This is a genomic window from Pseudoxanthomonas sp. YR558 (assembly GCF_900116385.1).
Classification (GTDB): domain Bacteria; phylum Pseudomonadota; class Gammaproteobacteria; order Xanthomonadales; family Xanthomonadaceae; genus Pseudoxanthomonas_A.
In genome coordinates this window covers 2,283,487-2,303,884 of the sequence record NZ_FPCI01000001.1, presented here as the reverse complement: position 1 = coordinate 2,303,884, position 20,398 = coordinate 2,283,487, and the positions used below count along the sequence as shown (strand labels likewise).

Sequence of the window (20,398 nt, the reverse complement as noted above, 5' to 3'; positions counted from 1 at the left end):
CGACGGCACGGGCGTAAGCTGGCCCGCATGGCGACGTCGCGACACCCCGGCATCAAGGGACGAGGCTCCACCGGCTACCTTCCGGGGCGGTTCGCCGCGACCACGCCCGAGACGATGGACGATGGGTGGCACGACGCCGATACCGAAGGCGACATCGCATCGGCACCCCACACCGAGCTGCACGAGGAAGTCGCGCGCAGCGTCATCACCCGCAACCAGTCGCCGGACATCCCGTTCGAGCAGTCGCTGAATCCGTACCGTGGTTGCGAACACGGGTGCAGTTACTGCTTCGCGCGACCCTCCCATGCCTACCTCGACCTGTCGCCCGGCCTAGATTTCGAAACCAAGATCTACGCCAAGACGAACGCGCCCGAGATCCTGCGCAAGGAGCTGTCGAAGCGCGGCTACCAACCCAGTCCGATCTCGCTGGGCATCAACACCGACGCCTACCAGCCGGCCGAACGGAAGCTGCAACTGACCCGCCGCCTTCTGGAGGTGCTGGCGGAGACGAAGCATCCGGTCTCGCTGATCACCAAGAACGCATTGATCGAACGCGACCTCGACCTGCTGGCGCCCATGGCACGCGAGAACCTCGTGCACGTCTACCTGTCGATCACCACGCTCGACAACAGCCTGTCTTCGCGACTTGAGCCGCGCGCGTCCGCGCCGCACAGCCGGCTGAAAGCGGTGAAGCGGCTCAGCGAGGCCGGCGTGCCGGTCGGTGTGATGTTCGCGCCGGTCATTCCGTGGGTGAACGACCACGAGTTGGAAGCGGTGCTCGAAGCCGCGCACGACGCCGGCGCCACCGCAGCGGGCTATGTGCTGCTGCGCCTGCCGCACGAAGTGGCGCCGTTGTTCCGCGACTGGCTGCAGACCCACCTACCCGACCGCGCCGCGCACGTGATGAGTACCGTCCAACAACTGCGGGGCGGCAAGGACTACGACAGCCGCTTCGGCACGCGTTTGCGCGGCGAAGGCGTCTACGCCGATCTGCTGTCGCGCCGCTTCGCCCTCGCGTTGAAGCGTTTCGGCTTCGAGGGTCGGCGACACCCGCCATTCGACTGTACGCGCTTCGTACCGCCGCGCGCTGCATCGGCGCAGGGGGAGTTGTTCTAGCGGGAAGCACGAATGCGCGCCTCCCTCAGCGCCCGCCGTATAGCCGCTCGGCGCGCTGGAACAGGATCCAGCTGGTGGCGATGTACTTGTCTCCGCCCACCGGACGATTGCCGCGGTGCGTGTGGGTGAAGGCGGTCGGCGCGATCAGCAGGCTGCCGGTGCGCGGCACGATCTTGCGCTGCTGGTGGAAGAATTCGGTTTCGCCGGCCTCGAAGCCCTCGTTGAGGTAGAGCGTCCACAGCACGTGCCGATGCAGCGATTCGGCATCGGCGCCCTTCGGGAACAACTCGCAGTGCCAGTAGGGATAACCGCCTTCGCCGGCGGGATAGCGCTGCAGGTTGATCCGGCCCGGCACGAACACCGCCATGACCAGCCGCATCAGCGCGTCGTCGTCCATGCTCGCGACGTCCTCGTAGCCGAGGCGGTGCAACTGGCCGTCCGCGCCCGGCTGCTGCAGCATCAGCGGCGCGATCAGGCTGAAGGGATAAGTGCGCAGGTACTGCTTCAGCCCGGCGAGCACGGCCAGGTTGAGGCGCTGTTCCACGTCGCGCCACTCGACCAGGCCGCTGATGCTGATGTCGCGGCTGTGCTTGAGCTCCGGATGGTGTCCGCCACCGACCTGCCCCGGCTGGTCCTGCCGACTGGCATCGAAACGCGCCACGATGGCGCGGCAGGTCTCCGCATCCAGCGCGTCGTGGTAGACCTCGATGAAGTCGGCGCTCATGCGGACATGTTCCCCATCAGGTGGAAGCCTTGCCGTTCGAAGGGCTACCCTCTTTCCGGCACGCGCGCAGGATCTTGGGCTCCAGCAACGTCTCCAACGTGCCGCGCTGCTCGGCAAGGATCAGTTCGTCGAATGCCGGGACTTGCGCGTCCGGCCGTTCGATGCTGATCTCGCCATAGGCTTTCAGTGCGCTGCGCACGCCCGCGATCTGGGGAGCGACTGGGTCGGCGCGCTGTCCGGGATGCGCGATCTGCCAAGCGGCGTTGCCATACAGGATCTGCATGAAGAGCATGCCGCCGTAGTACGAGTCCACCGCCAGCTTGGGTTCCAGGAAGTCGCACGCCGTCACCACCATGTCCGGTGTCTCGATGGCCCATTGGAGTAGCCAGGCGCGCATCGGCTTCGCATCCGGGTCTAGCGGAAAGCGCTCCAGGTGGCGCGTGAGTCGGACGAACTTCGCTTCATCGGTTTCGGCAGCGGCTTGAGCGCCGACCATGCCCGGCAGGTAGGCCAGCACGATGATCGCCAATCGCGTCTGCAGTCGTTTCACTCGTTGCTCCCGGCGGAGGGAACATTCCGCACCAGCGCGATTCTAGCCGTCGCGCTGCCGCTCAGGCCGCCGCCGTGTCGTGGGCCAGGTGGTAGCCGACGGCCGCCTCGACTTCCTTCTTCGAACCGAGGAACACCGGCACGCGCTGGTGCAGTTGGGTCGGGCGCAGCGACAGGATGTCCTCGCGGCCGGTGCTGGCGGCGCCGCCGGCCTGTTCGACCAGCAGGCCCATCGGGTTGGCTTCGTACATCAGGCGCAGCTTGCCGGCCTTGCCCGGATCCTTGCGGTCCCACGGGTAGATGAAGATGCCGCCACGGGTCAGGATGCGGTGCACATCGGCCACCATGCTGGCGATCCAGCGCATGTTGAAGTCCTTGCCGCGCGGGCCTTCCTTGCCGGCGAGGAGGTCGTCGACGTAGCCCTGCATCGGCGCTTCCCAGTGGCGCTGGTTCGACATGTTGATGGCGAATTCCTTCGTTTCCTCCGGAATGCGCATGTCGCGCTGGGTCATCACGAACGCGCCCTGCTCACGGTCCAGCGTGAACGCATGCGTGCCGTTCCCGGTGGTCAGCACCAGCATCGTGCTCGGCCCGTAGATGCAGTAGCCGGCGGCGACCTGGTCGCGGCCGGGCTGCAGGAAGTGTTCGTCGCCCGGCGTCGTCACGCCGTCCGGCGAACGCAGCACCGAGAAGATGGTGCCGACGGAGACGTTGACGTCGATGTTCGAGCTGCCGTCCAGCGGATCGAACAGCAACAGGAAGCCACCGCGCGGATAGGCATCCGGGATCGGCTGGCTGTGGTCCATTTCCTCCGATGCGCACGCCGCCAGGTGGCCGCCCCAGGCGTTCGCTTCCAGCAGGATGTCGTTGCTCAGCACGTCCAGCTTCTTCTGCGCCTCGCCCTGCACGTTGCCGGTACCGGCGTCGCCCAGCACGCCGCCCAGCGCGCCCTTGCTCACCGCGATGGAGATGCTGGTGCAGGCGCGGGCCACCACCGCGATCAGCTGGCGCAAGTCGGCACTGATGCGGCCGGCGCGCTGCTCTTCGATCAGGTAGCGGCTCAGCGAGACGGCGGACGGAGCGGGAGCGGGCATGATGGGGTCCACGACGGAGGTGGCGCGCATTGTCCGGGTTGACGAGACCAATGCAAGACCATTCACGATACTGGCGGCACTGAACAAGGAAAGACGGGATGGACGAAGCGACCTCGCAGACCTGGCTGGCCCTGTCCTCGGCGCTGGGCCTGGGCCTGCTGATCGGCCTGGTGCGCGAACGCAGCCCCGGCCGCGGCCACCGGATCGCCGGCCTGCGGACCCATGCGCTGGTGGCCCTGGCTGCCGCGGTCGCCGCCTGGCTGGGGCTGCCCGTGGTGATGGTGGCGCTGGCCATCACCGGCGTGCTGGCGGCGATGGCCTACCGGGCCACCCACGAGGAGGACCCGGGCCTGACCAGCGAGGTGACGCTGGTGCTGACCTTCCTGCTCGGTGCCCTGGCGATGCGCCAGCCCGGGCTGGCGACCGGCCTGGCCGTGGTGGTGGCCGTGCTGCTGTACGCCAAGCAGCCGCTGCATGAACTGACCCGCGAGACCCTGAGCGAGCGCGAGGTCTTCGATGGCCTGCTGCTGCTCGCCTCGGCGCTGGTGATTCTGCCGATCCTGCCGGACCGCCCGATCGGTCCGTTCGAAGCGATCAACCTGGCGACGATCTGGAAGCTGGTTGTGCTGGTGATGGCGGTCAGCGCGCTGGGCCACATCGTCCTGCGCGTGGTCGGCAACCGCTGGGGCCTGGCGGCGGCGGGTTTCTTCGCCGGTTACGTGTCGTCGACGGCCGCGACGATCGGTTTTGGCCAGCGGGCGAAGGAAACCCCTGCCCTGTTGCGCTCGGCGGTGGCGGCCGCGCTGCTATCCAATCTCGCCTCGCTGACGTTGTGCGTGCCGATCCTGTGGGCGGTGTCGCCGCCGCTGGTGCGCGACCTGCTGCCGGAGCTGTGCGCGATCGGTGCTGTGTTGCTGGCCGGCGGCCTGCTCGGCTTGCGCGCGGGTCGCGAGGAAACAGTGAAGCCACCCACCTCGGAAAGCCGCATGTTCCGCTTCGGCCAGGCGCTCGGGTTCGCGCTGCTGGTGGCGGTACTGACCTTCGTCGCGGCGGCGCTGGCAGCGTGGATCGGTCCGCGCGGGGCGATGGCCGCCGCCGCGATGTCGGCGATGGCCGAACTGCACGCTGCCGTGGCCACGCTGGCCAACCAGTTCGCACGCGGTGGCCTGGAGGCGTCGGAAGCGCGCTGGTGGATGCTGGCGCTGCTCGCCGCCAGCCTGATCGCGAAGTCGGTGATCGCCTGGGTCAGCGGTGGCGCGGCATATGGCCTGCGTGTGTCGGCCGGCCTGCTGACCGCGCTCGCTGCGGGTGCGGCGAGCGTGTGGACGTTCTGAGGTGATCGTGATGCCGGGTGTGGGAGCGACGTCAGTCGCGATGCTTCTGCCCTGACAATCCATCGCGACTGACGTCGCTCCCACAGGAAGCAGCACGGGCCCTCAGATGATCCGCAGCGTGATCGCCTTCAGCACGGCGCGGGTGCGGTCGCGGGTGCCGAGCTTGTCGAGGATGGTGGAGACGTAGTTCTTCACCGTGCCTTCGGCCAGGAACAGCGTGCGCGCGATTTCCTTGTTCGAGTAGCCACCGGCGAGCAGCCGCAGGATCGCGACCTCGCGCTCGCTGAAGGTATCGGTCGGCGCGCCTTCGTCGTGGAAGCGATAGCGCGCGCGCACCGGGTCGGTGCTGACCGGCTGCAGCAACGTCTCACCGCCGGCGACGCGGCGAATGGCGTCGTGCAGGTCTTCCGGCGCGGCGTCCTTCAGCAGGAAGCCCTGTGCGCCCGCGTCGGTCGCACGCAGCAGCAGGTCGCTGTCGTCGAAGGTGGTCAGCAGCAGCACCGGTGTGCGGTCGCCGCGTTCGCGCAGCTTGATCAACGCATCGATGCCATCCACGCCCGGCATGCGGATATCGCTCAGCACCACGTCGACGGGCTGCGCTTCCAACTTGGCGAGCAGATCGGCGCCGTCGTCGGCTTCGAACACCACATCCACCTGCTGCGCCTTCAACAGGGCACGCAGGCCGGCGCGCACCAGCGCCTGGTCATCGGCCAGGGCGACGCGCACGCTCATGCGGGCAGCCTCACGTCCACGCGCAGGCCGCCGGTGGCGCTGCTGCCCAAGCGCAGGTCGCCGCCCAGCGCAGCGACGCGTTCGCGGATGCCCGACAGCCCGTTGCCTTCGCGCACGCGGCCCTTGAGCCGGCCGTCGTCCTCGATGTGCAGGTGCATGCCTGCGTCCTCTTTCTGGAGTGAAACCGTCAGCGTATCCGCATTGGCATGGCGTGCGGCATTGGTCAGGCATTCCTGCACGATGCGCAGCAACGACTCGGCCACCGCCGGGTCGGCGATCTGCACGCCCTCGCCGATGCGCAGATCCAGCGCCGGCCGGGGCAGCGGCGCCGCCAGCGCCCGGATCGCGGTCTGCAGGTCCAGTCCACGCGCATCGCGCATCGCCTGCACGACGCTGCGGATGTCGTCCAGCAGTTCGGTGGAGAGTTGCTGCGCGATGCGTACTTCCTCGCGTCCTGCCAATGCAGGATCGCTGGCCAGCGCACGCAGGTTGATCTTCATCGCGGTGAGCTTGTGCCCGGCGACGTCGTGCAGTTCGCGTGCCACCCGCAGGCGCTCGGCATCGCGCGCGCTGTCGGCCAGCAGGGCGCGCGTGGCCAGCAGGTCCGCGTTCACCCGCGCCAAAGCATCACGCGATTCCTCCGAGCGGCGCGCGTAGAAAACGCACAGGCCCGCGAGCGCCTGGAAGCCGATGTTGATCAGCGTCATCGTGCCGGGCGCGCCGAACCCGTGGTGCACCATCAGGAAATAGAACGCCACGTTCAACAGCAACGCCGCGGCGATGACCCAGCGGGGCGACAGCAGGTTCGTCGCGCACGCCACCCAGATCACCAGCAACACCTGCGCGGTCCCCAGGCGCGGCGTCAGCGATGCCAGCAGCAGCGCGAGCCCGGCCATCGCGAGCAACGCGAACAGCCTGGGCCGATGCCACGGTTCCGGCGCCAGGGCGAACAGGAAGAATCCCGCGGCGTAGCCCGCCAGTGCGGCGGCGGCGGCGGGCAGCACGTCCGGCGGCAGGAAGCGCAGGCCCAGGCTCACCGCACCGAGCGTGAACACGCCGGCGAGCGTCATAGGTTCGCGAAGTCGGGTCAGGGACGTCCACATGCGTCCATGCTGTCGCGTGTGCTGCGCCGAGGCAATGGCCTAGGCGAAAGTGGTGACTTCCGGCAGGTCAGTCTGCCTTCGTCAGAACGCGTCGCCCGGCACGCGAACCGCGCCTTCCATCAGCACGCGCGCGCTGCGGCTCATTACCGCCTTCGTCACCACCCACGTGCCGTTCACCTGCTTGACGTCCGCACCGACGCGCAGCGTGCCGGATGGGTGTCCGAACACCAGTACCTCGCGCGTGCCGCCACCGGCCGCGGCATTGACCAGCGTGCCAGGGACCGCCGCCGCCGTGGCGATGGCGACCGAGGCTGTGCCCATCATCGCGTGATGCAACTTGCCCATCGAGATGGCGCGGGCGAGCAGGCCGACATCGGCCGTGCTGACCGGCTTGCCGCTGGATGAGACGTAATCCTTCGGCGGCGCGACGAAGGCGACTTTCGGCGTCAGCGGTCGCTTCGCCGCGGCCGCGGCATCGACGACCAGTCCCATGCGCACCGCCCCGTGCGCGCGGATCGCTTCGAGCTTCGCCAGCGCGTCTTTGTCCTCGTTGATTGCACCCTGCAGTTCGGTGCCGTCGTAGCCGAGCGCCGCGGCTTCGACGAACACCACCGGCACCCCGGCATTGATCATCGTCGCCTTGAACACGCCCACGCCGGGCACGTCGAGGGCATCGACCAACCGGCCGGTGGGAAACATCGCGCCACCGCCGTCGCCATCGCCTTCGTCGGCGGGATCGATGAATTCCAGTTGCACTTCCGACGCGGGGAACGTCACGCCATCCAGTTCGAAGTCGCCGGTTTCCTGCACTTCGCCGCCCGTCACCTGCACATGCGCGACGATGGTCTTGTGGATGTTGGCCTGCCAGATGCGGACCGTCACCGTGCCGTTCTCGGGAATCCGCGCCTTGTCGATGAAGCCGTTGGCGATGGCGAACGGACCGACGGCCGACGATAAGTTGCCGCAGTTGCCGCTCCAGTCGATGAAGGCCTCGTTGATCGGCACCTGGCCGTACAGGTAATCCACGTCATGCCCGGGCTGCTGGCTCGGCGAAATGATCACCACCTTGCTGGTGCTCGAGGTCGCCCCGCCCATGCCGTCGGTGTGCTTGCCGTACGGATCGGGCGAACCGATCACGCGGCACAGCAATGCATCGCGCGCCGGCCCCGGCACCTGCGCCCGCTCGGGCAGGTCCTGCAGGCGGAAGAACACGCCTTTCGACGTGCCGCCGCGCATGTAGGTGGCGGGAATGCGGATCTGGGGGACGTGCGACATGGAAAGGGTTTCCGTTGTGGTGACGGCTCACGCGCCGTCGGGAATCTCGGGTTCGACCAGCTTCGCCAGCAGCTCCAGCGATTCCTGCCAGCCCTGGTAGCAGAAGTCGACCGGGATCGCGGCGGGAATGCCTTCCTGCACGACGTGGAGCTCGGTGCCGACGAGGCTCTTCTTCAGCATCACCGTGACCTGCATCTGGCCCGGCAGCCCGGGATTGTCGAACTGGTCGGTGTAGCGCAGCCGTTCGTTCTCCACCAGTTCCACGTAGGTGCCGCCGAAGGAATGGCTCGAGCCGGTACCGAAGTTGGTGAACGACATCGTGTAGCCGCCGCCCACGCGCGCGTCCATCGAATGGACCTTGCCGGTGAAACCATGCGGCGGCAGCCACTTCACCATCGCATCCGGATCGAGGAAGGCGCGGTAGACGCGCGACGGCGGCGCGCGCAACACGCGGTGCAGGCGGACGGTACCGGGGGTGGCGTTGTCGGACATGATCGGACTCCTGTGCGGTGGGTGTACCGATACGACGAACGGGTCAGGCCGCTTTCGACGCATCCAGGAAATCCTGGGCGAACCGTTGCAGCACCCCACCCGCTTCGTAGATCGAGACCTCTTCGTCCGAATCCAGCCGGCAGGTCACCAGCACCTGCACGGTCTCGCCGTTCGCGCGGTGGATCACCAGCGTCAGGTCGGCGCGCGGCTTGCGCACACCCACCACGTCGAAGGTCTCGGTGCCATCGATGCCGTAGGTCTTGCGCGTCTCGCCAGCCTTGAACTCCAGCGGCAGCACGCCCATGCCGATCAGGTTGGTGCGGTGGATGCGCTCGAAGCCCTCGGCCACGATCGCCTCCACGCCGGCCAGGCGCACGCCTTTCGCCGCCCAGTCGCGCGAACTGCCTTGGCCATAGTCGGCGCCGGCGATGATCACCAGCGGCTGCTTGCGGTCCATGTAGGTTTCGATGGCTTCCCACATGCGCACGACCTGTCCGTCCGGTTCGATGCGCGCCAACGAGCCCTTCTTCGTTTCGCCATCGACCACCGCCATCTCGTTGACCAGCTGCGGGTTGGCGAAAGTCGCGCGCTGCGCGGTGAGGTGATCACCGCGATGCGTCGCGTAGGAATTGAAGTCCTCTTCCGGCAAGCCCATCTTCGCCAAGTACTCGCCCGCTGCGCTCGAGGCGAGGATCGCGTTCGACGGCGACAGGTGGTCGGTGGTGATGTTGTCGCCCAGCACCGCCAGCGGGCGCATGCCGCGCAGCGTGCGTTCGCCGGCCAGCGCGCCTTCCCAGTACGGCGGACGGCGGATGTAGGTGCTCTGCGGACGCCAGGCGTACAGCGGGTCCACGCGGCCGCCGTGCTCGACGCGCACGTTGAACATCGGCTCGTAGACCTTGCGGAACTGCGCCGGCTTCACGCTGGCCTTCACCACCGCGTCGATTTCCGCGTCGGTGGGCCAGATATCCTTCAGGGTGATCGCGTTGCCATCGGCGTCGATGCCGAGCGCGTCCTTCTCGATATCGAAGCGCACCGTGCCGGCGATCGCATAGGCGATCACCAGCGGTGGTGAGGCGAGGAAAGCCTGCTTCGCGTAGGGATGGATGCGGCCGTCGAAGTTGCGATTGCCCGACAGCACGGCGGTGGCGTACAGGTCGCGGTCGATGATCTCCTGCTGGATCGCCGGGTCGAGCGCGCCGCTCATGCCGTTGCAGGTGGTACAGGCGAAGGCGACGATGCCGAAGCCGAGTTTCTCGAGATCCGGCAGCAGGCCGGATTCCTCCAGGTACAGCTGCACGGCCTTCGATCCGGGCGCGAGCGAGCTCTTCACCCACGGCTTGCGCACCAGGCCCTTCGCGTTGGCGTTGCGGGCGAGCAGTGCGGCCGCGACCACGTTGCGCGGATTCGAGGTGTTGGTGCACGAGGTGATCGCGGCGATGATCACCGCGCCGTCGGGCATCAGGCCCTGCGCCTCTTCTGCCCTGCCCGCCTGCAACTTGCCTTCGTCGGCGATGCCGCGCTCGGCCAGCGCGCTGGTCGGCAGGCGCTTGTGCGGATTCGACGGGCCGGCCATGTTGCGCACGACGGTGGACAGATCGAAGTGCAGCGTGCGTTCGTACTGCGCGGCCTGCAGGTCATCGGCCCACAGGCCGGCGGTCTTCGCATAAGTCTCGACCAGCGCGACCTGTTCGTCGCTGCGGCCGGTCAGGCGCAGGTAGTCCAGCGTGTTGTCGTCGATGAAGAACATCGCCGCCGTGGCGCCGTACTCGGGCGCCATGTTGGAAATCGTCGCGCGGTCGCCGATGGTCAGCGCCGCGGCGCCTTCGCCCCGGAATTCGAGGTAGGCGCCGACGACCTTCTCCTTGCGCAGGAATTCGGTCAGTGCCAGCACCACGTCGGTCGCGGTGATGCCGGGCGCGGGCCTGTCCTGCAGTTCGACGCCGACGATGTCCGGCGTGCGCATCCACGAGGCGCGGCCGAGCATGACGTTCTCCGCTTCCAGTCCGCCCACGCCGATGGCGATCACGCCCAAGGCATCGACATGCGGCGTGTGGCTGTCGGTGCCCACGCAGGTATCCGGGAAAGCGACGCCGTCCTGGACGTACACGACCGGCGACATCTTCTCGAGATTGATCTGGTGCATGATCCCGTTGCCCGGCGGGATCACGTCGACGTTCTTGAATGCCAGCTTTGTCCAGTCGATGAAGTGGAAGCGATCCTCGTTGCGGCGGTCCTCGATGGCGCGGTTCTTCGCGAACGCATCCGGATCGTAGCCACCGCACTCCACCGCCAACGAGTGGTCGACGATCAACTGCACGGGCACCACCGGGTTCACCTGCGCCGGGTCGCCGCCCATGTCGGCGATCGCATCGCGCAGGCCGGCCAGGTCCACCAGCGCGGTCTGGCCGAGGATGTCGTGGCAGACCACGCGCACCGGAAACCACGGGAAATCCAGGTCGCGGCGGCGTTCGACCAACTGGCGCAGGTAGTCGTCGCGACGCGCGGGATCGGCGCGGCGCGCGATGTTCTCCGCATGCACGCGCGCGGTGTACGGCAGCGTGGCCCAGGCGCCGGGTTGCAGGGCATCGACCGCGGCGCGCGCGTCGAAATAGTCGAGCGCGGTGCCCGGGAGCGAGGTGCGGAAATCGGTATTCATGGCGTGCCGTCTGCTGTGAAGAGGCGCGCGCGGGCGCAGGCCTGGCGCGCCCCACTATGCTACCGGAGGGTGGCGTTATCGACGGGCGACGACGGCCTGTCGTCGGAAAGAAACCGGCGATGCGTTGACGGAGACCATCAACCTACGGCGTTCATTCGAAGAGCAGCGTGCCTTTCATCATGTTCCAGTGGCCCGGGAACGAGCAGAAGAACGTGTACGCCCCACCCTTGCGCAGCCGCGCGGTGGGAAACACCACCTCGGTGGTCTGTCCGCCGCCGATCACGCGCGTGTGCGCGATCACGCGGGTGTCGTTGCGGGGCAGATAATCGTCGGCGAGCTTCATCCGGCCGCCGGCAAGGCCGACGTCGCGATGATGGCGCGTTTCCGTCAGCACCCAGTTGTGCCCCATCGCCTGCGCGGGCATGCGCCCGACATGCTTCAGCGTCACCCGCAGCTGCGCGCAGTCGCCCGGCACGCGGATGGTCTTCAGGTTGAAGGTCATCATGTCCGTCGCTTCCACCGTGATCGCGCAATTGCGCGCGAACGCGACACTGGAGACGGACAGCAGTGCGCAGAGGACGATCAGCGGGAACAGGCGTCGCAGCATGGGGCATCCGAACCGGAGAGGGATGCCCGCGATTGTACGGTGCGGGTCAGACGTCCCCGCCGTCCGCCCAGCCTTCGCCCGTGCCGCGGTGGAACACGCGGTCGCCGTCGCGCACGTCACCGGCCGGGACGGCGTCCTGCGCATCCAGTCGCGCATAGATCGGCGTGAAGTCCGGCGCTGTGGCGTTCATCAGCTGCTCGAAGCTGTCGATCACGAAGTAGGTCTTCTGGAACGTATCGATGCGGTAGCGCGTGCGCATGATCCGCTCCAGGTCGAAACCGATGCGGTTGGGCGCGTCCGATTCCAGCGAGTAAAGCGACTCGCCCTTCGACGACACGATGCCGGCGCCGTAGATGCGCAGACCCTCGGGCGTGTTGATCAGGCCGAACTCCACCGTGTACCAGTACAGGCGGGTCAGGTGCTGCAGCGCATCCGGGCCGATGCCGTGCGCCTTCACGCCGCCCTTGCCGTATGCCTCCATGTAGTCGGCGAACACCGGGTTCATCAGCAGCGGCACGTGGCCGAACAGGTCGTGGAAGAGGTCCGGTTCGGCGATGTAGTCGATCTGGTCCGGACGGCGGATCCACCAGGTCACCGGGAAGCGACGGTTCGCGAGGTGGTCGAAGAACTCCAGCTCCGGCAGCAGTCCTTCCACGCCGACTAGCGTCCAGCCGGTGGTGGCGCGCAGCACCTCGTTTAGGTCGTCGAAGCGGGGAATGCGGTCCGGCGCCATGCCCATGGCGTCCTGCGCCTGCAGGAATTCGTCGCAGGCCCGGCCCACCAGCAGGGCGCGCTGGCGTTCGTACAGGGTGCCCCAGGTGGCATGGTCGTCGGCCGGGTACTCGCCCGGCTGGTCGACGATGGCGGTGGTGTAGACCGGCACGTAGCCCTTGTCGGTCTGCTGGTGCTCGACGCGGCGCGGCTCGTTCATGGGATTCCCCGGAAAAACGCTGTGATCCGACGATCGTAGCGGCAGATCCGCGCAACAGGCTTGCGAAGTTGCGCCCATACCGACCAGTGGCGCAATGAAATTGCATGAATGCGCTAGTATTCGCACGAAATGACCGAAGCCGCCTCCCTCGACCGCACCGACCTGCGCCTGCTGGCCCTGCTGCAGCGCGAAGGCCGGGCCACCAACGCCGATATCGCCGCGCAGGTGAACCTGTCGCCGTCGGCCTGCCTGCGCCGCATCCAGCGGCTCGAGGCGACCGGGGTGATCGCCGGTTATGCCGCGCGGGTCGACCCGAAGGCGGTGGGCCTGGGCCTGCAGGCCTTCGTGCGCGTGCAGCTGGAGCGGCACGACCCGGCCAGCGTCCAGCAGTTTGGCGACCGCGTGCAGGCGTGGGACGAGGTGGTCGCCTGCTACGCGCTCACCGGCGACATGGACTACCTGTTGCACGTGGTGGTGCAGGACCTGGAGCACTTCTCCCGCTTCCTGCTCGACAACCTGCTCAACGCCAGCGGCGTGGCCGACGTGAACTCCAGCTTCGTGCTGCGCGCGGTGAAGACCGACGGCGGCTTGCCGTTGTTGCCCAGGACCTGACGCGGACGATCCCTGTCCGCGACGCGTGCTACAACGCGCGCAAACTCCACGAGGACCCGCCATGTACGGACTGATCGGCAAGATGCGCGCCACGCCGGGCCAGCGCGATGCGCTGCTCGCGATCCTGCTGGAAGGCACCGACGCCATGCCTGGTTGCCTGAGCTACGTCATCGCGCGGGATCCCGCCGACGCGGACGCGCTCTGGATCACCGAGGTCTGGACCGATGCCGCGAGCCACAAGGCCTCGCTCTCGCTGCCGGCCGTGCAGCAGGCCATCACGAAAGCGCGGCCGATGATCGCCGGATTCGACAGCCACATCGAAACGGTGCCGGTAGGCGGGCAGGGACTGCGGAACGCCTGATCTTCACATCGCCGCCGCCGACCGGCACCATGCCGTGATCCATCACGGCATCGGGGGACGCGTGCGCAAGCATCAGGAAGGCAGGTTCTATATCGGCGAGCTGGCGGTACTGGCCGTGCTCGGAGTGATTGCCCTGGTCGTCGTGCTGTGGGGGTGGCCGAAGTACAAGGTCTACAGCAGCGAACTGGCGGGCCAGGCGCGGCTGAAAGAGGCCGAGTGGTCGAAGCAGATCCTGATCCAGGAAGCCAAGGCGCAGGAGCAGGCGTCGCTGCTGCAGGCGCAGGCCAAGGTAACGCTGGCCAAGGCGCAGGGCCAGGCCGAGGTCGAGCATGCGCGCGCCACCGCCGAGGCCAACAGGATCATCGGCGAATCGCTGCGCGACAACGAAGCCTATCTGCGCTATCTGTGGATCCAGGGGCTGAAGGACGGTACCGGCGAGCGCATCTACATTCCCACCGAAGCCGGTCTGCCGATCCTGGAAGCCGGTGAGCTGAAGAAGAAGTAGGGCGCACGCGACGCGATGGACGCCTTGCTCTCTTCCTGGCAACGCGCCTGGGCCGGCATCGGCGCGGCGGGCGAGGGCAAGGGCGAAGCGTTGTTCGCGCAGCTGACAGCGGCGTATGCGGAACCGCAACGCCACTACCACACGCTTCAGCACCTGGGCGAATGCCTGGCGCTGTTCGATGATGCGCGCACTTTGGCCGCGCACCCGGCCGAGGTCGAACTCGCGTTGTGGTTCCACGATGCGATCTACGACATCAAGGGCCATGACAACGAACAGCGCAGCGCCGACTGGGCGCGCGATGCGTTGCGCGATGCGGGCGCGCCCGCCGATGCGGCGCAGCGTGTGCACGATCTGGTGATGGCGACGCGGCATACCGCGGTGCCGTCGGGACGCGACGAGCAGCTGCTGGTCGATATCGACCTGTCGATCCTCGGTGCGGCGCGTGTGCGCTTCGACGAGTACGAGCAGCAGATCCGCAAGGAATATGCGTACGTGCCGGGCTTCCTGTTCCGGCGCAAGCGGCGCGAGATCCTGAAGGGGTTCCTGGGTAGGCCGGCGATCTACAGCACGCCGCATTTCCACGACGCGCTGGAGGCGAGGGCACGTGACAACCTGCGTCGCGTGACCGGCTGACCGTCGCTTATTGCTTCACCGGTTGACCGGTGGCATCGCACTTCACGTCGCGGCCGAACAGCTTGCCCAGGCGCGAGGGTTCTTCCAGGCAACGCGGGTCCGGCTTCGGCGGCGCGTGCTTGGCCGCGTGCGCGGCGGTGCGCGTGCGCTGCAGTTCGGCGAGCTTGGCCTTGATCTGCGGCATCGCCGCCAAAGCGGCGCGTTCGCCTTCGAGGATGGCGGTGTTCTTCTGTTCGAAATCGGCCGGGCCGATGTCGTTGACCTTCGGGCGGATGACGATGTCTGCGCGCGCCAGTTCCTGTTCGCCCAGGCGCTGGCCCATGATGCTGATCGACTGGTTGACGATGCCCAGCATGCTGCCGGGCTTGGTGCCGGGCGCCTTGGTGGAGATGTCCACGGCGATGACGAAATCCGCGCCCAGCTGGCGCGCGGCATCCACCGGCACCGGGCTCACCACGCCGCCGTCGACGTAGCTGGCCTTGCCGATCACCACCGGTTCGAACACGCCCGGGATGCTGCTCGATGCGCGCACCGCCTGGCCGGTGTTGCCGCGCACGAACACCGTGCGCTCGCCGTTCTCCAGCTGCGTGGACACGGCGGCGAACGGCTTCTTCAACTGCTGGATGGTGCGCTTGCCGACCAGGTCGTTGACGTAGTCCTGCAGCTTCTGGCCCTGCACCAGTCCGCCGGAGAACAGCCGCACATCGCGGATCTTCGCTTCGTCCAGCGCGAAGGCCTGCGTCTGCATCTGGAACGGGTCCATGCCGCTGGCGTACAGCGCGCCGACCACGCTGCCGGCACTGGTGCCGGAGACGACGACCGGCTCGATGCCGTTGGCCTCGAGCATCTTGATCACGCCGATGTGCGCGAAGCCTTTCGCCGCGCCGCCGCCGAGCGCGATGCCGACCTTGACCTTCGGCGCGGGGGGCGCCGGCTTCACCACCGCCGGCGGCGGCGTGGGTTTGACGTTGTCGCCGCCGCATGCGGCCAGCAGGACGGCACAGCAGGCGAACAGGAAAGGACGCGAACGGCGGATCAGGCGCATGGGGGCGGGGTAGGGTGGGGCGACCAGCGGCGGAGCATACAGCGCACCGCCGCAACGAAGGCCAACCAGCGTCGCGTCCTCAGAAACTGTTGTCGCCGTCCAGGATGCGGCCCAGGCCGCCGAGCACCGAGCCTTCGCCGCGGGCTTGTCCACCGCCCTGCGGGGCGGCCTGCAGCATGCGGCCGGCCAGGCGCGAGAACGGCAGCGACTGCAACCACACCTTGCCGGGGCCGGTCAGCGTGGCGAGGAACACGCCTTCGCCGCCGAAGAACATGCTCTTGATGCCGCTCACCGGGCGCACGTCCATGTTGACGCTCGCGTGGTAGGCCACTACGCAGCCGGTATCCACGTCGATGCGCTCGCCGGGCTTGAGCTCGCGCTCCACCACGCAACCGCCGGCGTGCACGAACACCCAGCCGTCGCCTTCCAGCTTCTGCATGATGAAACCTTCGCCGCCGAACAGGCCGGTGAGGATCTTGCGCTGGAAGTGGATGCCGACCGACACGCCGCGTGCGCCCGCCAGGAAGCTGTCCTTCTGGCAGATCAGGCGGCCGCCGTGTTCGTCCAGCTTCATCGCCAGCACGGTGCCGGGGTAGGGCGCGGCGAAGGCGACCTTGGCCTTGCCCTGGCCGGTGTGGGTGTACATCGTGGTGAACAGGCTCTCGCCGGTCAGCACGCGCTTGCCGGCCGACAGCAGCTTGTCCATAAAGCCGCCACCCTGGCCGCTGTGCGAGCCATCGCCGAACACGGTGTCCATCTGCACCGCGCTGTCCTTGAACATCAGCGCGCCGGCTTCGGCGATCGCGCTTTCGCCGGGGTCCAGTTCCACTTCGACGAACTGCATCTCATGGCCGACGATGCGGAAATCGATCTCGTCCGCGCCGCGGCGGCCGCCGGCACCCGGCAGCGGCGGCAGGTGGGGCGGGGGTACGGCGGCGCCGGCCAGCTCCGGCAGCTCGCGCGCGGGCTTCCACTCGCGCATGCCTTCGCGCCAGGCCAGCGCGCTGGGGGTGCGGCGGGCGAAATCCTGTGCCGCGGCTTCATCCAGGGGGCCATGGCGCTGGTTGTCGGCGGGGGTGTGGAAAAACCATTGGGTCATGACGGCAAACCGGAGGGCGAGAAGGGCGCCGAGTCTAGCCCGCGACCCCGGCGGGCCGTCATCTGCCAGGGGTCACTTCGGTTGACCGAACGTACCGGGGACGGGTCCTGCGTACGGCATCGGTCCGCCAGGGACGGCAATGGGCATTACCTTTGTCGGAACGGGACTTCCAGCCATTGCCCCCCTTGTTGCTGTAATGCAACATTCGCGTGCTAGCGCCCCCGGGGCGCCCGACTCCCACCCACTCGGAAAGCCACCGCCATGTCCCGACTCCGCCCGACCGCTGTCCGGCCGCACCGTCTCGCTTTTGCCATCGCCGCGCTGCTGCCCTTCGGCACCGCGTTCGCGCAGGATGCCGCGCCCGCCACCTCTGAAGCCGCCACCCTCGATACCGTGCAGGTCACCGCGCAGCGCAAGGTCGAGAACATCCAGGACGTGCCCGTTTCCATCAGCACGATCAACGGCGAGCAGCTCGGCGTGCTGGCCTCCGGCGGTACCGACATCCGCTTCTTGTCCGGCCGCGTGCCCAGCCTCAACATCGAATCCTCATTCGGCCGCGCGTTCCCGCGCTTCTACATCCGCGGCTACGGCAATACCGATTTCCGCCTCAACACCTCGCAGCCGGTCTCGCTGGTGTACGACGATGTGGTGCAGGAAAACCCGATCCTGAAGGGCTTCCCGCTGTTCGACCTGGAACAGGTCGAAGTGCTGCGCGGTCCGCAGGGCTCGCTGTTCGGCCGCAACACGCCGGCCGGCGTGGTGAAGTTCGAGTCGGCCAAGCCCACGCAGGAAACCACCGGCTACGGCAAGGTGAGCGTCGGCAGCGACAACATGTGGAACCTGGAAGGCGCCGTCGGCGGCGCGCTCAGCCAGAACTGGTCGGCGCGCGCCTCGGTGCTGTACCAGCGCCGCGACGACTGGGTGACCAACACCTATCCCGGCCCTAACGACGGCTTCGAAGGCTACGACGAGTCCGCCGGCCGCGTGCAGTTCCTGTACGAGGGCGACGGCTTCGATGCGCTGCTCAATGCGCACGCACGCAAGCTCAACGGCACCGCACGCCTGTTCCGCGCCAACATCATCGACCCGGGCACCAACAACTTCGTGCCGGGCTTCGATGAAGACGAGGTATCGCAGGACGGCCTGAACTACTCCGAGCTCGAATCGCAGGGCGCGAGCGCACGCCTGAGTTGGGACCTGGGCCAGTACAAGCTGTATTCGATCACCGGCTACGAGAGCGTCGAGACGATCAACCGCGGCGACATCGACGGTGGCTACGGTGCGGTATTCCTGCCCGACTCCGGCCCCGGCGTGATTCCGTTCGCGTCTGAAACGGCCGACGGTATTCCCGAGCATTCGCAGTGGACGCAGGAGTTCCGCATCGAGTCCGCCTACACGGGACCGTGGAACTGGCAGGCCGGCGTCTTCTACTTCAAGGAAGACTACAAGGTCGAGAGCTTCAGCTACGACTCGCTCAACGGCAGCGCGCAGGACGGCTACCAGCGCATCCGCCAGACCAACGATGCGTACGCGCTGTTCGGCGCGGTGACCTGGCAGGCCACCGACAAGCTGGAACTGCGCGCCGGCGCGCGCTACACGGTGGACGAGAAGAAGCTGACCGTCGAGGACTACTGGAACACCGGCTTCGCCGCCTGCGTGCTGGCGGGCAAGTGCACCCTGGCGCAGCTCGCGGCGCTCGAACCCGATGGCGACCTGTCGGCATCGCCGGAAGACAAGAAGTTCAACTGGGACCTGTCCGCGACGTATGCGCTGAACGAGGACGTGAACCTCTACGCGCGCGCGGCCACGGGTTTCCGCGGCAGCAGCATCCAGAGCGCGGGTGCGTTCAATGCCAAGTCGGTCGCCGATCCCGAAACCGTCACCTCGGTCGAGACCGGCGTGAAGGCGGACTTCTGGGACAAGCGCGCACGCCTGAGCGCCGGCGTGTACTACTACCGCGTCAAGGACCAGCAGCTCACCGCCGTTGGCGGCGCGGCCAATGCCAACATCCTGCTGAACGCCGAGAAGTCGGTCGGCAAGGGCTTCGAGTTGGACCTGCAGGCCTACCTGCTGGACAACCTGCTGGTCACGTTGGGCAGCAGCTACAACGACACCGAGATCCAGGACAACGACCTGGCCGTCGCGGTGTGCGCCGCGTGCACGGTCACCGATCCCCGCGATGGCGCCGGCCTGGCGCTGATCGATGGCAACGACCTGCCGCAGGCACCGAAGTGGGTGCACAACCTGACCGCGCGCTACAGCGTTGGCCTGGGCGACGGCAGCGAGCTGTACGTGTACACCGACTGGGCCTACCGCAGCGAAGTGAACTTCTTCCTGTACGACTCCATCGAGTTCACCGGCAAGTCGACCCTGGAAGGCGGTCTGCGCATCGGCTACGGCTGGGGCTACGGCGACTACGAGGTCGCGCTGTTCGGCCGCAACATCACCGACCAGCGCCGCATCGTCGGCGGCATCGACTTCAACAACCTGACCGGCTTCATCAACGAGCCGCGCACGGTGGGTGTGGAGTTCAGCGCGAAGTTCTGATGCATGCGGCGCGCTTCGTGGGAGCGACGTGAGTCGCGAAAGGGCGCCAGGCCATCATCCGGAAAAAGGAAAGGCAGACCAGAATGGTCTGCCTTTTTCTTTTACCGCATCGACAACGGGCCACATCATCGCGACTTACGTCGCTCCCACAGGACGGATCACGAGGTCGGCGGCTCTCGCGGCGGGCTTTCAACCGCCGGGTGGCGGGTAAAACGCAGCACCACGCCGCGCTGCTCTTCTTCCGACGGTTCGGGGCGTACCCACAGCATCGGCACCTCGCGCGGGGCGGGCAGTTCGAGTTCGTCATCGGCACGTGCGGCGGCGTCCTCTTCCTCGATTTCCCAGCTGTATTTCTTCTTCGGCAGTTCGGGGTCCAGGCGACGGAACAGGAACGCGGCCAGCAGGCCCGCCACCGCGCCGCCCAAATGCGCCTGCCACGAGACGCCGGCTTCGCGCGGCAGCACCGTGAGCACCATGCCGCCGTAGAACAGGAACGCGATCATCCCTGCGGCGATCGCCGCGCGGTCGCGGCGCAGCAGGCCGAGCATGAAGATCATGAACATCAGGCCGTGGGTCAGGCCGCTGGCGCCGAGCGTGTGCGTGCCCGGTTCGGCCAGCAGCCACGGCCCGAGGCCTGCGCCCAGCCACACCAGCGGGATCGCCCACAGCGTCGCGCGTGGGTACACCGCGCCGGCCAGCGTGCCGAGGATCAGCAGCGCCGACGCATTCGCGGCGATGTGCTCCAGCGAGCCATGCAGCAAGGGGGCCGTCAGGACGCCGAGCAGGCCGTCCACCGACCGCGGCGCGATGGTGAAGGCGCGCACATCGAAACTGCCCTGCGCCGAGTACACGATGGCCAGCAGCAGCACGAACGCCAGGCTCAGGTTGAGGGCGCGGAACAGCCGGCGGCGGTCGTAGCGCTGCTGGGATTCCGGGTCGAACGCGGGGTCGTCGGGGTGCAGGTCCATGGATCCGTTCTG

Annotated in this window: 20 protein-coding genes; 7 read left to right on the top strand and 13 right to left on the bottom strand. The window is 67.6% G+C overall.

Features of this window, described 5'->3' with window-relative positions:
* The first annotated feature begins 27 nt into the window (after window positions 1-27).
* A complete protein-coding gene (locus BM365_RS10760; protein ID WP_093489051.1) occupies window positions 28-1,116 on the top strand; it encodes a PA0069 family radical SAM protein in 1,089 nt (362 codons plus the stop codon).
* 25 nt (window positions 1,117-1,141) lie between these two features.
* Here the strand turns inward: BM365_RS10760 and BM365_RS10755 are convergent, their stop codons facing one another.
* From BM365_RS10755 to BM365_RS10745, 3 genes are all read right to left on the bottom strand, one after another.
* Window positions 1,142-1,840, bottom strand: a complete 699-nt coding sequence (locus BM365_RS10755) for a 2OG-Fe(II) oxygenase (RefSeq protein WP_093489049.1) — start codon at window positions 1,838-1,840, stop codon at window positions 1,142-1,144.
* A 16-nt stretch (window positions 1,841-1,856) separates the two neighbouring features.
* Window positions 1,857-2,390 carry a hypothetical protein gene (locus BM365_RS10750; protein ID WP_093489047.1) on the bottom strand — a complete coding sequence of 178 codons (534 nt, stop codon included), beginning with the start codon at window positions 2,388-2,390 and terminating at the stop codon, window positions 1,857-1,859.
* Between the two features lie 61 nt (window positions 2,391-2,451).
* Window positions 2,452-3,483, bottom strand: a complete 1,032-nt coding sequence (locus BM365_RS10745; protein WP_056880224.1) for a class 1 fructose-bisphosphatase — start codon at window positions 3,481-3,483, stop codon at window positions 2,452-2,454.
* Window positions 3,484-3,581: 98 nt separating this feature from the next.
* Between BM365_RS10745 and BM365_RS10740 the strand changes: the two genes are divergently transcribed.
* Window positions 3,582-4,817, top strand: a complete 1,236-nt coding sequence (locus tag BM365_RS10740; RefSeq protein ID WP_093489045.1) for an MgtC/SapB family protein — start codon at window positions 3,582-3,584, stop codon at window positions 4,815-4,817.
* Between the two features lie 102 nt (window positions 4,818-4,919).
* Here the strand turns inward: BM365_RS10740 and BM365_RS10735 are convergent, their stop codons facing one another.
* From BM365_RS10735 to phhA, 7 genes are all read right to left on the bottom strand, one after another.
* Window positions 4,920-5,549, bottom strand: coding sequence for a response regulator transcription factor (locus BM365_RS10735; RefSeq protein ID WP_093489043.1), 630 nt, complete (start codon window positions 5,547-5,549; stop codon window positions 4,920-4,922).
* Entirely contained in the window at window positions 5,546-6,652 is a 1,107-nt protein-coding gene (locus tag BM365_RS10730) for a sensor histidine kinase (protein WP_093489041.1), read from the bottom strand. Before BM365_RS10730 ends, BM365_RS10735 begins: the two co-directional genes overlap by 4 nt.
* Before the next feature lie 81 nt (window positions 6,653-6,733).
* A complete protein-coding gene (prpF, locus tag BM365_RS10725; protein ID WP_093489039.1) occupies window positions 6,734-7,927 on the bottom strand; it encodes a 2-methylaconitate cis-trans isomerase PrpF in 1,194 nt (397 codons plus the stop codon).
* 27 nt (window positions 7,928-7,954) lie between these two features.
* Window positions 7,955-8,419: an SRPBCC family protein gene (locus tag BM365_RS10720; RefSeq protein WP_093489037.1), complete on the bottom strand. Its 465-nt coding sequence runs from the start codon at window positions 8,417-8,419 to the stop codon at window positions 7,955-7,957.
* A 43-nt stretch (window positions 8,420-8,462) separates the two neighbouring features.
* On the bottom strand, window positions 8,463-11,078 hold the full coding sequence (gene acnD / locus BM365_RS10715; RefSeq protein ID WP_093489035.1) for a Fe/S-dependent 2-methylisocitrate dehydratase AcnD: 2,616 nt from the start codon (window positions 11,076-11,078) through the stop codon (window positions 8,463-8,465).
* Window positions 11,079-11,229: 151 nt separating this feature from the next.
* Window positions 11,230-11,685 (bottom strand): azurin, encoded by a 456-nt coding sequence (gene azu / locus BM365_RS10710; RefSeq protein WP_093489033.1) that lies wholly within the window; start codon window positions 11,683-11,685, stop codon window positions 11,230-11,232.
* A gap of 46 nt (window positions 11,686-11,731) precedes the next feature.
* A complete protein-coding gene (gene phhA, locus BM365_RS10705; RefSeq protein ID WP_093489031.1) occupies window positions 11,732-12,616 on the bottom strand; it encodes a phenylalanine 4-monooxygenase in 885 nt (294 codons plus the stop codon).
* Window positions 12,617-12,745: 129 nt separating this feature from the next.
* On the opposite strand from phhA, the gene BM365_RS10700 reads away from it, so the two are divergent.
* The 4 genes from BM365_RS10700 to BM365_RS10685 all read left to right on the top strand — a co-directional run bounded on the left by BM365_RS10700 (window position 12,746) and on the right by BM365_RS10685 (window position 14,727).
* Window positions 12,746-13,228: an Lrp/AsnC family transcriptional regulator gene (locus tag BM365_RS10700; RefSeq protein WP_093489029.1), complete on the top strand. Its 483-nt coding sequence runs from the start codon at window positions 12,746-12,748 to the stop codon at window positions 13,226-13,228.
* 61 nt (window positions 13,229-13,289) lie between these two features.
* A complete protein-coding gene (locus BM365_RS10695) occupies window positions 13,290-13,589 on the top strand; it encodes a putative quinol monooxygenase (protein ID WP_093489027.1) in 300 nt (99 codons plus the stop codon).
* A 61-nt stretch (window positions 13,590-13,650) separates the two neighbouring features.
* Complete coding sequence (locus BM365_RS10690; RefSeq protein ID WP_199186264.1) at window positions 13,651-14,094, top strand: SPFH domain-containing protein; 444 nt, start codon at window positions 13,651-13,653, stop codon at window positions 14,092-14,094.
* A 15-nt stretch (window positions 14,095-14,109) separates the two neighbouring features.
* Complete coding sequence (locus BM365_RS10685) at window positions 14,110-14,727, top strand: HD domain-containing protein (protein ID WP_093489025.1); 618 nt, start codon at window positions 14,110-14,112, stop codon at window positions 14,725-14,727.
* 7 nt (window positions 14,728-14,734) lie between these two features.
* Here BM365_RS10685 and BM365_RS10680 read toward each other — a convergent pair whose 3' ends face one another.
* A complete protein-coding gene (locus BM365_RS10680) occupies window positions 14,735-15,772 on the bottom strand; it encodes a patatin-like phospholipase family protein (protein ID WP_093489023.1) in 1,038 nt (345 codons plus the stop codon).
* A gap of 79 nt (window positions 15,773-15,851) precedes the next feature.
* Entirely contained in the window at window positions 15,852-16,871 is a 1,020-nt protein-coding gene (locus BM365_RS10675) for a TIGR00266 family protein (RefSeq protein ID WP_093489021.1), read from the bottom strand.
* Window positions 16,872-17,132: 261 nt separating this feature from the next.
* On the opposite strand from BM365_RS10675, the gene BM365_RS10670 reads away from it, so the two are divergent.
* Window positions 17,133-19,418, top strand: coding sequence for a TonB-dependent receptor (locus BM365_RS10670; protein ID WP_093489019.1), 2,286 nt, complete (start codon window positions 17,133-17,135; stop codon window positions 19,416-19,418).
* Between the two features lie 158 nt (window positions 19,419-19,576).
* Here the strand turns inward: BM365_RS10670 and BM365_RS10665 are convergent, their stop codons facing one another.
* A complete protein-coding gene (locus tag BM365_RS10665) occupies window positions 19,577-20,386 on the bottom strand; it encodes a rhomboid family intramembrane serine protease (RefSeq protein WP_093489017.1) in 810 nt (269 codons plus the stop codon).
* Between the last annotated feature and the right edge of the window lie 12 nt (window positions 20,387-20,398).